13 protein-coding genes, 1 tRNA gene and 1 pseudogene are annotated in these 13354 nt (G+C 57.7%); 8 read left to right on the top strand and 7 right to left on the bottom strand.

Annotated elements, in window-relative coordinates; all coding sequences use genetic code 11:
* The first annotated feature begins 89 nt into the window (after positions 1–89).
* Both JOD50_RS03280 and JOD50_RS03275 read left to right on the top strand, forming a co-directional pair.
* The gene (locus tag JOD50_RS03280) at positions 90–1247 is read left to right on the top strand and encodes an ImmA/IrrE family metallo-endopeptidase (RefSeq protein ID WP_204880379.1); all 1158 of its coding nucleotides are present in this window, start codon (positions 90–92) and stop codon (positions 1245–1247) included.
* A complete protein-coding gene (locus JOD50_RS03275) occupies positions 1244–1732 on the top strand; it encodes a DUF4411 family protein (RefSeq protein ID WP_239541510.1) in 489 nt (162 codons plus the stop codon). The genes JOD50_RS03280 and JOD50_RS03275 overlap by 4 nt, the downstream gene beginning before the upstream one ends.
* Positions 1733–1767: 35 nt before the next feature.
* Here JOD50_RS03275 and JOD50_RS03270 read toward each other — a convergent pair whose 3' ends face one another.
* Positions 1768–2055: a YobI family P-loop NTPase gene (locus JOD50_RS03270; protein ID WP_204880378.1), complete on the bottom strand. Its 288-nt coding sequence runs from the start codon at positions 2053–2055 to the stop codon at positions 1768–1770.
* A gap of 760 nt (positions 2056–2815) precedes the next feature.
* On the opposite strand from JOD50_RS03270, the gene JOD50_RS03265 reads away from it, so the two are divergent.
* On the top strand, positions 2816–3109 hold the full coding sequence (locus tag JOD50_RS03265) for an antibiotic biosynthesis monooxygenase family protein (RefSeq protein ID WP_204880377.1): 294 nt from the start codon (positions 2816–2818) through the stop codon (positions 3107–3109).
* An 83-nt stretch (positions 3110–3192) separates the two neighbouring features.
* Here the strand turns inward: JOD50_RS03265 and JOD50_RS03260 are convergent, their stop codons facing one another.
* The 3 genes and pseudogenes from JOD50_RS03260 to JOD50_RS03250 form a co-directional block, all read right to left on the bottom strand.
* Positions 3193–3597: an arsenate reductase ArsC gene (locus tag JOD50_RS03260; RefSeq protein ID WP_204880376.1), complete on the bottom strand. Its 405-nt coding sequence runs from the start codon at positions 3595–3597 to the stop codon at positions 3193–3195.
* A gap of 20 nt (positions 3598–3617) precedes the next feature.
* Entirely contained in the window at positions 3618–4463 is an 846-nt protein-coding gene (locus tag JOD50_RS03255) for an arsenate reductase/protein-tyrosine-phosphatase family protein (protein ID WP_204880375.1), read from the bottom strand.
* A gap of 193 nt (positions 4464–4656) precedes the next feature.
* Positions 4657–5923: pseudogene (locus tag JOD50_RS03250) on the bottom strand (IS3 family transposase).
* A gap of 269 nt (positions 5924–6192) precedes the next feature.
* On the opposite strand from JOD50_RS03250, the gene JOD50_RS03240 reads away from it, so the two are divergent.
* Positions 6193–6720, top strand: coding sequence for a hypothetical protein (locus JOD50_RS03240; RefSeq protein WP_204880373.1), 528 nt, complete (start codon positions 6193–6195; stop codon positions 6718–6720).
* 286 nt (positions 6721–7006) lie between these two features.
* Complete coding sequence (locus JOD50_RS03235) at positions 7007–7297, top strand: helix-turn-helix domain-containing protein (protein WP_338051989.1); 291 nt, start codon at positions 7007–7009, stop codon at positions 7295–7297.
* 12 nt (positions 7298–7309) lie between these two features.
* On the opposite strand, the gene JOD50_RS03230 is transcribed toward JOD50_RS03235, so the two are convergent.
* Positions 7310–8478 (bottom strand): IS3 family transposase gene (locus tag JOD50_RS03230; RefSeq protein WP_204880372.1). Its coding sequence is split into 2 segments (ribosomal slippage): positions 7310–8191 and positions 8194–8478, totalling 1167 coding nucleotides; the frame shifts between segments, so codons are not numbered across the junction.
* A 42-nt stretch (positions 8479–8520) separates the two neighbouring features.
* Here JOD50_RS03230 and JOD50_RS03225 point away from each other — a divergent pair.
* Positions 8521–9483: an integrase core domain-containing protein gene (locus tag JOD50_RS03225; protein ID WP_239541509.1), complete on the top strand. Its 963-nt coding sequence runs from the start codon at positions 8521–8523 to the stop codon at positions 9481–9483.
* A gap of 46 nt (positions 9484–9529) precedes the next feature.
* Here JOD50_RS03225 and JOD50_RS03220 read toward each other — a convergent pair.
* Positions 9530–9602, bottom strand: a tRNA-Ala gene (locus JOD50_RS03220).
* 262 nt (positions 9603–9864) lie between these two features.
* Between JOD50_RS03220 and JOD50_RS03215 the strand changes: the two genes are divergently transcribed.
* Both JOD50_RS03215 and JOD50_RS03210 read left to right on the top strand, forming a co-directional pair.
* Positions 9865–11379, top strand: a complete 1515-nt coding sequence (locus JOD50_RS03215) for an AI-2E family transporter (RefSeq protein ID WP_204880371.1) — start codon at positions 9865–9867, stop codon at positions 11377–11379.
* 60 nt (positions 11380–11439) lie between these two features.
* Entirely contained in the window at positions 11440–12960 is a 1521-nt protein-coding gene (locus JOD50_RS03210) for an MFS transporter (RefSeq protein ID WP_204880370.1), read from the top strand.
* A gap of 59 nt (positions 12961–13019) precedes the next feature.
* Here JOD50_RS03210 and JOD50_RS03205 read toward each other — a convergent pair whose 3' ends face one another.
* On the bottom strand, positions 13020–13283 hold the full coding sequence (locus JOD50_RS03205; RefSeq protein ID WP_204880369.1) for a GlsB/YeaQ/YmgE family stress response membrane protein: 264 nt from the start codon (positions 13281–13283) through the stop codon (positions 13020–13022).
* Positions 13284–13354: the final 71 nt, after the last annotated feature.

Raw genomic sequence — 13354 nt, 5'->3', positions numbered from 1 at the left:
GAAAGAAACCGCCCATGTCGTTGTTTCGTCTCCAAGGTAGAATTTGATTCAGGGTTGTCTTCGATTCAAACCCGTTTGGAGGTGGCGTGGTGAGTGTTCGCGTTGAGGTCGCTCCCGATCTGCTCCAGTGGGCTGTCGAGAGGGCGGGATGGGATGTTGAAACTGCTGAACGGCGTGCCCCTAAACTTGATGCCTGGATCTCCGGCGCTGTCCAGCCGACACTAAAACAGCTCGAGAAATTCGCTGACGCCACGCATACCCCGTTCGGGATGCTGTTCCTCCCTGAGCCACCCAGCGAGGAAGTTCCCATCCCAGACATGCGCACCATCGGGAATGTTGCTGTCCCGCAGCCATCGGCTGATCTGCTGGACACGATCTACATGTGTCAGTCCCGACAGGACTGGTACCGAGCCTACGCACAAGAGTGCGGCATGGTTGCCCCCGACTTTGTCGGATCCGTAACCACGGACACGTCCCCGGAGCTAGTGGCGGATGAGATGCGCCGTTTGCTGGACCTCGGCTTGTCCCGAAGAGAAGAGTTTTCCAGCTGGGAAGATGCTCGTCGAAGCCTGATTGATCGGATCGAACACATCGGTGTTTTGGTAATGATCAATGGGATCGTAGGGGCGAACACTCACCGGAAACTCAATCCTGAAGAGTTTCGGGGGTTCGCACTGTCTGACCCGCTTGTGCCACTGATTTTCATTAACGGCGCTGATACGAAAGCAGCGCAGATCTTCACTCTGATCCACGAGCTCGCTCATGTGTGGCTGGGGAGAAGCGCGCTCTCCGACGCGGCGTTGACTGCCAGTACTGGCTTAGCCGAGGAACTGTGGTGCAATGAAGTTGCGGCAGAAGTGCTGGTTCCGCTTGATGCATTGCGAAGAGATTATCTGGGCGAAGCGATCCTTGAGGAGCTGGAACGCCTGGCAGGGAAATATCGAGTCAGCACCCTGGTGATTCTCAGGCGCATTTTCGACGCCGGACTCCTGACATGGGATGGCTACCGCCAGCGTTATGAGGAAGAGCGGGATCGCGTTATCAAAATCCTCGCCGAGAAACACGGTGGGTCGGGTGGAGGCAACTATTACAAAACGCAACCGCTCCGGCTAAGCCGCCGGTTTGCTCGGGCTGTAATTGCTAGCGCCTATGAAGGAAACACTACCTATCGGGACGCTTACAGGTTGCTCGGCACTAAAAAGCACGAGACATTTGAGAATCTAGCTACCGAGCTGCAGGTGGCATGATGTATCTACTCGACACTAACGTGTTTATTGAAGCCAAGAACCGTTATTACGCCTTCGATATCGCTCCTGGATTCTGGACCTGGCTCGATACAGCTCACCAGAAATCGTTAGCTTGCAGTATCGAGGCGGTCCGCAAAGAACTCCTTGCTGGTGAGGATGAGCTCGCGAGGTGGGCTAGGGGTAATGCGGCCTTCTTTCGGCCTATCGATCAAGGTACAACGCGACACTTCGCCGCCCTCACTACTTGGGCAAAATCGAGGAACTTTACTCAAGCTGCATTAAACGAGTTCACCGGTGCCAACGCCGACTACCTTTTGGTGGCCTACGCGCGGGAGCATAAGCATACGGTGGTTACCCATGAACGCCCTCAACCTAATTCTCGGAAGAGGGTATTGATTCCGGACGCTTGCATGGCTATGGACGTTGATACGCTGGACACTTTCCAGATGCTCCGCCAAGCCGGGGCCCAATTCCACTTACAGTAGCCTCGGTTTAAGTCCCGTAACAGTCCGTTTTTCGATTATCTTTCTTCGATATCGCGAGGCTTACCTAGCCCCAAGTTAGCTTTAAGGGCTTTTCGAAGGGAAATGTTGAGAAGATCTAGTGAAAGCCCCATGACGCGGTCCTTTTGTCTCCTGGCAAGCTCGCGAAGGATGCTGCTCTTTCCGACACCGTAAGGCCCGGAAAGAGCGATGTTGCGGATTTCATGATTCTTGAGCGCGTTCTCAAGCTCCGACACGTAGCCGCCATGCTCATTTTCAATGTATTCAGGCGTAAGCGGCACCAGGTTCCATTTTGCTTCGCTCATCAAACCCTCCGTCGCTGCCAGCTTCCCGCATTCAACAGCCGAACCTTGACGGTCGTGGAAAGGTGGGTGCCACTAGCTATACGAACGAAGGTGAGCTGCTGAGATTTGCTCTCATGCTAAGTGATAACTGTGTGCAAGCAGTACGTTTTGTCCCGCCGGTCCCAGTACCCGAATTCGACTACACCGCGCGAGTCCCCGACGGGTGGAAAATATATGTCTCCCTTGACGATTTCGAAGATACGCCGATTACGTCTTACGGGCAGGTCAGGTGGGCGCTAGAAGAAATTCAGGAACTGGCGTCAAACAATGACCAGTCTTTCGTGATCATCAGCAATGACGCTATCCTAAACGGTTCCGTCCAAACTCTTTGCTTCAAGCCAGATAAGCGCGGGCCAGAAAAGGGCATACGCTTCTACCGAAATGAAGTACAGCTCCGTGGCGAAGGATCCTGCCTCTACTGGAGACTCACAAAGAAAGGAGACAGTGTCCTAGAAACTAAAATGGATGACACGGCTCTTATCTTTTGCACCTTCATCCGAGATGGCGGCAAACTCCCCGAGTTTCCACACTTGGTAGGGATCTACGAGAAGTACTAAATCGTGTTCCCTGAGCATCCAACAGCACATATCCAATCCCACACCGGAACCTGAGTGGAACCGCGGGTACCACTCAGCGAAACTTCAGGAAGCTTCGATAACCTTGTTTAAAAGGTTGAATCATGTAGCGGCGCGTAACACCGCCGCCGTCTAGGGAGGTTCAGATGACGTTCGTCAACATCACAGCACTCACTTACCCTGAAGGGGCTGAAGCCGAGATCGAGCAACGCTTCGCCGCGCGAAAGAAAGCTGTCGATGCAGCCGAAGGTTTCCAGGGTTTTGAACTGTTGCGTCCGCAGATCGGGGAGGACCGCTACTTTGTTGTGACCCGCTGGGAAACCCGCGAGCACTTCCAGGCATGGCTGGATGCGCGCCCGGCCCGCGATCACGGAGGCGACGAGCGACGCGGCATGAGCGTGGAACTCCTGGGCTTCGACGTCGTCCCACTCAACGAGTAGCTCAGGCTCGCCTCAAAGCCTGCTCGTGGTCGCTGCCTGTGTGTCATGATGCGCGCCAGCCTCTCGCTCGTTCGCTGCTCCGTTTAGTCGAGGAGTTCCGCAAGTAGCGTCTCGATGCGCTGCCTGATGTCGTCGCGGATCAGCCGCACGGCGTCGATGCCCTGGCCGGCGGGGTCCTCAAGCTTCCAGTCCTCGTATCGCTTGCCGGGGAAGATCGGGCATGCGTCCCCACAGCCCATCGTGATCACCACGTCGGAGTCCTGCACGGCTTCGGTCGTGAGGATCTTCGGGTGCTCGGCTGTGATGTCGATGCCTTCCTCGCGCATGGCTTCGACCGCGACCGGGTTGATCTGCTCGGCAGGTATGGAACCGGCCGAGCGGACCTCGACCCGGCCGCCCGCGAGGTGGCGGAGGTAGCCCGCGGCCATCTGGGAGCGGCCGGCGTTGTGGACGCAGACGAACAGCACCGAAGGCTTGTGGTCGTTCATGTTCAGTTCATTTCTTTCGTTTAGTCGGTGAGGGTGGCAAGAAGTGCGCGGACGCGGGTTTCGATGTCGTCGCGGATCGCCGCAACCCCTTCCGGGGAGGCGAGGGCGGGGTCGCCCACAGCCCAGTCCTCGTAACGGATGCCTGGGATGATCGGGCACACGTCCCCGCACCCCATCGTGATCACGACGTCGGAGGCGCGGACGGCGTCGTCGGTAAGCGGCTTCGGGAACGCCGACCCCGCCTGAGGCTCGCCCTCGATTTCGGTCAGCAGAGAGCGCACGTGCGGGTGTACGTCCGCCGCTGGGGTCGACCCTGCCGAGCGTGCGATGACGGTGCTGCCTGAGAGCTGGTTGAGAAGGGCGGCGGCGAGCTGGGAGCGGCCGGCGTTCTGCACACACACGAACAACACCTGCGGTGTCCCCGCCGTGCGGTCCCGGGTGAGATCGGACAGCCGTTGCCTGGCGAAACGCTCGGTGAGCTGGATCATGTCCCGAGTCTCTTTCGCGGACCGCATCAGGCCCGCGTAGGGTTCCCGCACGATCGCGATCACGAGGTCCCGGTGCAGATCAGTGAGTTCGTCGGCGAGTTCCTCTGCGAGGCGGGTGACGCGGGTGTCCATGTCGCGCAACGCCTCAGTGTCGGCTTCGATCTGCTCCGGCTCGCCTGAGACCGCAGCTGGTGCGAACGTGTCCAGGAGCGCGGCGACGGCGCGCTGCCGGGCCGGAGCGATCCGGTACCAGACCCAGGTGCCGCGCCGTTCCGAGATGAGTATCCCGCTGTCTTTGAGGACTTTCAAGTGGTGGGACACGGTCGGCTGGGACACCTCGGCGAGGTCGATGACGACGATGAGGATCAGCAGGAACATGCCGGCCAGGAATATCGAGATGCGGTTACAGACGTCGGAGCTTTGACGTTGATCATGGTCTGCCCGAACAGATTGCAGCCGCCCACACCGCCGCCGGCGCCCAGGCCAAAATCACCCCAGAAACAAATGTGCCCCGCCATAATGAACTAGCCCCCGAAATGAACTAGCCCCCGAAAGTTGGACTGGTTTTATTTTAGGCGGCTGAGGCTTCAAGGGTCTGGCTCCGGTATTGCATCGGGGTCAGGCCCTTGAGTCGTTGTTGGACTCGTGTGGTGTTGTACCAGTGGATGTAGTCGTTGATAGCAGTGGTGAATTCTTCGACTGTGGTGAAGGTTTCACCGTGATACATCTCGGCTTTGAGGTGTCCGAAAAAGTTTTCCATCACGGCGTTGTCGTAGCAGTTGCCTTTGCGTGACATCGAAAGTGTTCTCTGGTGCGCATCCACGAGGTCGCGCCAGGATGAGTGTTGGTATTGGAACCCCTGGTCGGTGTGCATGATCCAGCCCGGTGCTGGCGAGTGTTGGGTGAGGGCTTTCTTCAGCGATGAGGCAGTCAATGCTGTGGAGGGCGAGGTCGCTATGGTGTGGGCGATGATCGTGTGATCGAACAGGTCCATGATCGGTGAGAGATAGACGCTGTGTCCTGCGATCCGGAACTCGGTGACATCACTGACCCAGGCTGTATTCGGTGCTACCGGCATAAAGTTACGGTCCAACACGTTCGGTGCGATATGACTGATCGCGCCCTTGTAGGAGACATAGGGTCGGCGGCGTCTGATCTTAGCTTTCAAGCTCATCTGGTGCATGAGTTTATAGACCAGTTTATGGTTGATAACCCAGCCCTGGTTGCGTAGGTCTTGTAGCACTCGACGGTACCCGTACCGGTGTTGACTGGATTCGAAACTCTGTTGGATCGCGGCTTTAAGAGCTGCGTGCTTATCGGCAGTAGCAAGCCGTTTCTGGTGATAGAAATACGTTGATCGTGCCATCTGGGCAGCACGCAACAGGTCGGTGAGGCGATGTTGGGACTTGAGGGTGAGGATCACCTGGACCTTCAGGCGTGTCCCTGATTCCTGAAGTCTCGCAATTTTTTTAGGTAAGCGTTCTCAGCCTGTAACCGTTCCACTTCCCGGCGTAGCTTTTCCTCTTCAGGCAAAACCTTAGGCTTGCTAGATCCTTTAGGCCTGCCCTTCGGCTTCGGGCGCAACGCCTCGTCACCGCCTTTACGCCAAGCCCCTACCCACTTCGTGACGACCTCATCAGCACTCAACTGGTACTCACGAGCTAACTGTTGCCGTGTCGCGCCAGCCAGGAAACGCTCAACGACTTCTTTCTTGGTCTCATAGCTGTACTGCTTTTTAGTTCGTTTCTGCACAAGGCACAGCCTGCCATGAAGCCGGAACCTATGGTAGAGCTTCACAACCGGATCGCGGCGCACACCAAGAACACGAGCAGCCACATGGAATCCCATACCTTGCTCAAACAACTCCACTAACCGTTCACGTTGAGACTGACTCAACGAACTACGTGACTGCATAAAACTGCTCCCCACTAGTCGGTAACTGAATTTCTCAGTCCAACTAATGGGGAGCAGTTCAGATAGGAGGGGCACATTTAGATTTTCGTATCTTGCGTGGAGGTCCGCTTGAAAGCGTGCATCAGAGTGTCAAAATAAAGAGAAGTATTATGGCGCCGCGGATGCCAACGTCAAGGGAGAATAGGGATCGGTAATGACTGGACTAGACAGCAAAACCCGGCTGGCTCAGGAGATTCTGGCGGCGTCAAATGATGGTTTCTCTGTTGCGCTCACGATTGCGGACGGCATGTCAATTTCTTGCGTGAAAGAAGCGCTGGAGGAGCACATTGCACCGGCTGATTCCGCGCTTTGCCACCGCTTCATCGAGCACTGGCTTGAGCGCTTCGAGCCTGTACATAAGTTAGCGGCGGCTCTTGCGGTGTCGAATCTGTATGTATTGGACCTGGTGGATGTCCCGCATGCTGAAGACCTCATACTTTTGCGCACACTAGAGAACGGCGCGGACGCGCTTGAGGCTTTGAAGTCCGAAATTTTTTCGTACCGCGAAGTGGCGCGGAATCCAGACGCTAGTTTCGGGCCGAAGTTCATCAAAACTATCGAGGCGGAGGCCGGCACCCCGTTGGAGGAAGCTATCGAGAGAATGCGCTCCAACGCTGAGCGGCTCGGTGTCCTCATCCGGCGCGCAGACGATGAGGTAGGCGGCGATGAAGCCCCTGCCTAGAGGTAGCCACCCGTCACGGCAAGCCACTGGGACATCAAAACTACGGAACAAAAAAGTCTCGGGACATCTGAACGATGTCCCGAGACTTAACAATTTGTGGAGGTAAGGGTGTTTGGTTTCACGACATCGTTCACCCCTAACCACCCCAACCCACTCACAGATGTGCCACGACACCCTGCCAACCATCTGTCACGACATCGTTCACCCGTCTGTCACGACATCGTTCCGCATAAGGTGGGGTGAGTCGGCATGCTGAGGTATGACATACACACGCAACAGAGCGATCGTGCTAGCAATTACTGACGGCGGGATGAGCGTTAAAGACGCAGCCGCACATTTTGGTGTCAGCACCCGTTGGATCAGGACCTTGCTCAAACGCTTCCGTATCGGCGGGCTTGAAGCACTCCACCCACACTCCAAACGCCCGCACACCAACCCCAACCAGACACCAGAAAAACTACGCGAAACTATCCTCGCGCTACGCCACCAACTCCTTCGAGACGGCCTAGACGCTAGTGCTGAAACGATCTATGACCTGCTACCAGAGAACACTCGCCCGGGCCTGCTGCACGAGTAGGTGACAACTGTGTCAGGCAGCGAGTGCGACCTGCTCGTACATAATGGCCTCGTACTCGACCGGCGTCAAACGCCCCAGGCGCGCCTGCCGGCGCCGACGGTGATAAGTACGTTCAATCCAGGTCACGATCGCGAGCCTCAGCTCTTCCCGTGTGGCCCAGCTGCGCCGGTTAAGGACGTTGTTCTGCAGCAAACTGAAATACGATTCCATCGCTGCATTGTCACCGGCAGCACCAACTCTGCCCATCGATCCGACCATGTCGTGTTGGTCAAGCGCACGCCGGAACTTCCGACTCCGAAATTGCGATCCTCTGTCCGTGTGCAGGATGCAACCGGCTACGTTCCCTCGACGCATGACTGCATTGTTCAGTGCTCTGACTGCGAGTGATGACTTCATTCGTGAGTCGATCGCGTAGCCGACGATTCGGTTCGAGAACACGTCTTTCACCGCGCAAATATAGAGCTTGCCTTCACGGGTCCAATGTTCTGAGATATCGCTGAGCCACAATTCGTTCGGGGCTGTCGCAGTGAACTCACGCTGCACAAGGTCGTCATGCACAGCAGGCCCGGGCCTGGTTCCTTTGCCTCGTGCTTTCTTCTTCCCAAACACAGACCACCAGCCGTTATCGCGGCAGATCCGCCACGCAGTCCGGTCGCACATTGCCTCACCTGCTTGTTTTGCTTCGTCGGCAAGGAACCGATGCCCGAACTCGGGGTCTTCCAGATGCGCATCATGGAGCGCGTTCGCGCGATACGCCTGCACGAGTTCACGCTCTCGCACTGGTGATTTCAGCCACCGATAGTAGGGCTGACGTGAGAGCTTCAATACCCGGCACGACACCGCAACAGGAATCCCGTCAGCGGCGAGCTCTCTCACGAGCGGGTAGAGCCTTTTCCCGGCAAGTGCGCCTGCGATAGATATGCGGCAGCACGACGCAGCACCTCGACTTCTTGCTCAAGCAGCCTGTTTCGACGGCGCAGTTGTCGGAGTTCTTCGTTCTCTGAACGAGTTGTGCCGGGCTTTTCGCCGTCTTCGATGCGGGCTTGCCGTAACCACTTATCGAGGGTACCGACGTGGATGCCGAAGTCTTTCGCGATTTGCGCGAGCGTGACTTCTTGGTCACGGTTCAACGCGACGCGTACGACGTCGTCTCGGAACTGCTCTGGATATTTTGCGGGCATGATGATCATCCTTCCAGGCCGGCCAAACGCTAGCCATGTCGAATGTCACCTAGTCATGCAGCAGCCCCCCCCTCAACCAGCACCATCTTCCGGATCCTGAAAACAGCCGGGACAATCCAACCTCAACCACAAAAACGGCCCCGCTCCTCATGGCAACGATTCCAAGCCCCCGCCCCCAACAGCCTCTGGCAGTCCGACTTCACCCACTGGCCGCTAGCCGATGGCACCGACACCGAAATCATCTCCTGGCTCGATGACCACTCCCGCTACCTCACCCACATCAGCGTCTACCCCAGAATCACCGGCCGCATAGTAGTCAACACCTTCCTAGAAGCCACCGAGACACACGGACTCCCAGCAGCAACCCTGACCGATAACGGACTCGTTTACACCACACGCCTAGCCGGAGGCCGCACCACCAATAAACAACCCAACCCCTTCGAACAACTCCTCACCGATCTCAACATCGAACAAAAGAACGGCCGCCCCGGAAAACCCACCACCCAAGGAAAAATCGAACGCTTCCACCGCACCCTGAAAACATGGCTCAAAGCCCAACCACCAGCCCAAACCCACCAAGACCTACAACAACAACTCCACGACTTCCAGACCCTCTATAACACCCAACGAAAACACCGAGCCATCAACAGACGAACACCCCACCAGGCCTACACCGCCACACCTAAAGATCAACCCACCATCACACTCGGCAACAGCTGCTGGCGAGTCCGCACCGACCGCGTAGACGGCCACGGCAAAATCACCCTCCGCTACGCCGGAAAACTCCGCCACCTCGGCATCGGCCACGCCCACAACAGACAACGCATCATCCTGCTCGTCAACGGCCCCGAAGCCCTCGCTATCAACAAAACAACAGGAGAAATCATTGGCGCCTACACCATCGACCCCACCAAAAACTACCAACCCAAAAAACGGAACGATGTCCTGACACATCCACCAAAAAAGCGGAACGATGACGCGACACATCACCACCCCAGGACATAAAAAATGTCGGGACATCGTATGAACGATGTCCCGACACATAACATTGTGGAGGTAAGGGGATTCGAACCCCTGACCTTCTCCATGCCATGGAGACGCGCTACCAACTGCGCCATACCCCCGCAAGCGATTCTCAACAGTTAAGTTGTGGTGCTCGCGCTGTTCACCTCGCTGAGGCGAACAGATGAAACCATACCACGGCGTCGATGTAGAACCCAAAACGTCCCTGGCCGTCGGGCAAGAAGTGCCGTCGCGACAACCGGCCCGACAGTAGACCCGGCGCCAGGCCCATAATAGTCGCGACAACGGGCACGCGCGGTTGCGGGCGGAGCAATAGAATGGTGACGAATGTGTTGATAAGCCAATGTAGCTGGGGAGAGACGTATGGCTGAGCGCCAGGAACCGTCAGACGAGTTCACGGCGGAATCGAATGACGCCGTTACGGGCGAGATCCCGGTTGTCCCGGACGCCGCTGTTCCGAACGCGGCTGTCCCAGACGCGCCTGTTGCTTCCTCACCTGAAGAAGGCGAGCTGACAGCCTCCGCGTCTACTTCCGCATCGGCCGCTGATCTATCCGATGCGGATCAGCCCGATGCGGTTGTTGCCTTGGATTCCGATACGCCAGAAGACGCAGTCGAAACGTCAACGGATGAAGCACGTAGCGACGCCGCGGAGGAGTTCACCCCTGCACGAAGCATCGGCGTGATCCCGCTGGATGAGACTGGCAAGCCTAAAGATGAGTTCTCAGCCTCGGCTGGGCAAGCTCGCAAATGGGAAGAAACTCAGCAAACAGGGATCCCCCGCTTTATTAAGGTCACGCTCGGACTGGCCGCTACCTGCATTATTTTGATGTTCGTGCGGGATCTGCAGGACATCATCGCGCCGGTCTTTTTGGGTTTGAACCTCATGATTGTGGTCTACCCGGTGCAGAAGTTCCTTCAGCGCTGGGTGCCGCCTTTCGTGGGGGCTGTGGTGTCACTGCTCTTAGTGCTCGTGATCTTGGTCTTGTTTGTGTGGCTCATTGTGTGGTCGCTCCTTGCGCTCATCCAGCTCATGCCGTCTTATAACGAACAGTTCGTTGAGGCGTGGCGGTGGATTCAGGAGATCGCGGTCGAACTCAACCTGGACTTCAGCGAGCTCACGAGGTCGCTTCAGGCCATTAAGCCGAACGACGTCATGTCGCTTGTGGCACCGCTGTTCTCCAACGTTTCCTCGATCCTCGCCCTACTGACCACCTTGGTGATCGCGACCCTGTTCCTCGCGATGGACTCCGCTGGCCTGCACGCCCGCCAGCAGTTGCTACGCATCACCAAGCCGCGTGCCCTCATCATCACCAACGATTTCGCCTACGGTGTGTGCCGCTACTGGCTCGTCACCACCGTGTTCGGCCTCATCGTCGCGATCGCGGACGTCGGCGCGTTGTGGCTCTTGGGTATCCCGCTTGTGTGGGTGTGGGGCATCCTCTCTTTCATCACCAACTACATCCCGAACGTCGGGTTCTTCATCGGCCTCATCCCGCCGGCGCTGCTGGCGTTCCTTGAGAAGGGCTGGGGTTCGGCTGTCGCGGTGATCGTCGCGTATTCGGTTCTGAATTTCGTGATCCAGTCGATTATCCAGCCGAAGTTCGCCGGCGAATCCGTGGGTGTCACCCCGACCGTTTCCTTCTTGTCCCTGCTGTTCTGGGTGTGGGTCCTTGGTCCGCTGGGTGCCCTTCTTGCGCTTCCGGCAACGCTCTTGCTGAAATCTTTCCTCATCGACTCGGACCCGAACGCTCGATGGCTCAACACGTTCATCGCGGTCCCCGCGGACTCCGCGTTGCCTGAGGATGAGCGGCCGATGCCGATGTCGGAACGCAAGGCCCGCGCCTGGAGGGAACGTAAAGCTATTCTGCGTGGCTAGCGTTCTCTGAACCGAGAGCGTCGCCATGTCCCTTCTATTCTCTGTTAGTTGAAAAAGTTCATGTCCCCTCAATACGGTAAATATGAGCAGCTAATCCCGAGCGCCCGCCGGCGTTGGGCGGCTCTGGCTCTGCTCATGATTGTTGTCCTGTTAGTTTCGGTTGATAACTCCGTGATGGTGCTGGCGTTGCCGGAGATCGCCGTCGCGCTGTATGCGAACGCAACCGAGCAACTGTGGGTTCTGGACATTTATCCGCTGGTTTTGGCGGGCCTCTTGGTTCCGATGGGGAACCTGGGTGACCGGATTGGTCGCCGCCGCATCATGATCATCGGTGCGGTGGGTTTCGCGGTGGTGTCCGGCATCGCCGCGTTTTCGGTTTCGCCGACGATGCTGATCGTGTTCCGTGCGTTGCAGGCGGTGTTCGGCGCCGCGCTCATGCCGGCGACGTTGTCCCTCATCCGCAACATCTTCCCGGATCCGCGGGAGCGCACGACGGCTGTTGCTATTTGGGCGGCGACGTTCTCTGCGGGCGCGGCACTCGGGCCGATCATCGGTGGTGTTCTACTGAACTTCTTCTGGTGGGGCTCGGTTTTGTTGATGGCGGTGCCGATCTTGGTTCCGTTCCTGGCGGGCGCGCCGTTCTTGCTTCCGGAGTCGAAGGACCCGAATCCTGGTCCGCTCGATGTGTTGAGCATTCTGCTCGCGATGGCGACGTTGCTGCCGCTTACGTACGGCATCAAGACCTTGCCGCAGGAGCCGTGGGTTGGTGTGGGCGCGATTGCGTTCGCCCTGGTTGCTGGGTTTGTTTTTGTGCGTCGTCAGCTGGGTGCGGACATTCCGTTTTTGGATGTGCGTTTGCTCTCGCGCAAGGCGTTCGCGTTGCCGCTGACGATCAACCTGTTGGCGATGTTTTCGCTGGTGGGCTTCCTGTACTACTTGTCGCAGCATCTGCAGTTGATTGAGGGGCGTAGCCCGGCGGAAGCGGCGTTGTTTATGTTGCCTGGCATGGCGATGACCGTGGTGGCTGGGTTGGCTGTTGTTCCGGTGGCTCGTTGGACGGGCCCGGTTCCGGCGATGGTCGCGGGAGTTCTGTGTAGTGCGTTGGCGTACGGGATTCTTGCCGTGTTTGTGGGTAGCGGTGACTGGGTTCCGATGGTTGCGTTTTTGCTGATCGGTGCTGGCGCGGGCATGGCGGAGACGATTTCAAATGACTTCGTGTTGTCGGCTGTTCCGTCTGAAAAGGCGGGCGCGGCGTCTGCGATGTCCGAAACTGCGTACGAATTCGGGACCGTGATGGGTGCCGCTGTTTTGGGTGGCCTACTCAATGCGCTCTACACCGCGAAGCTGGTTCCTCCGGCCGGGTTAAGTGAGGCGCAAGGGGCACAGGTGGCGTCTTCGTTGGCTTCGGCTCACGATGTGGCTGCGGGGCTTCCTCACGAGCGTGCGGCTGAGCTGTTGCAGGCGGCTTCGCATGCGTTCGATGCGGGAGTCACGGTCACTGCGACGGTTGCTGGGGTGCTGGCGCTTGCGGTATCCATCGCCGTGTACTTCGGCCTGCGCACACCCCGCGACGCCAAATAAACACGCGGTGCCCCTCCAGGCCAAGCCTGGCGGGGCACCGACGTATAGAACGAGATCTATTACTTAGCTCGAGCCGAGCCTCGGGAGAAAATACCCAAGATACCCAGCAAGATACACGTACCGGCGATCGCGCAGATCCACGTACGCAGCTCGAAGAAGCTGCCCGTACCCGCGTCAAAAATAAGCGAGCCGAGCCAGCCTCCGAGGAGGCCGCCCAAGATGCCAACCACGATGGTTGCGATGATTCCCATCTTGTCGCCCATGATGGCCTTAGCGATAGCGCCGGCAATTAGACCTACGAGAATCCAACCTAGAATGCCCACGGTCAACACCGCCTTTCAGATATATAGGACACCCCCACGGTGAGGGCGCCATCTATCTACGAGTCTACGGC

This window comes from Pseudoglutamicibacter cumminsii, from assembly GCF_016907775.1.
Taxonomy (GTDB): domain Bacteria; phylum Actinomycetota; class Actinomycetes; order Actinomycetales; family Micrococcaceae; genus Pseudoglutamicibacter; species Pseudoglutamicibacter cumminsii.
Note: the sequence above shows the minus strand (reverse complement) of the source record. Positions and strands in the feature narration are given on the sequence as shown.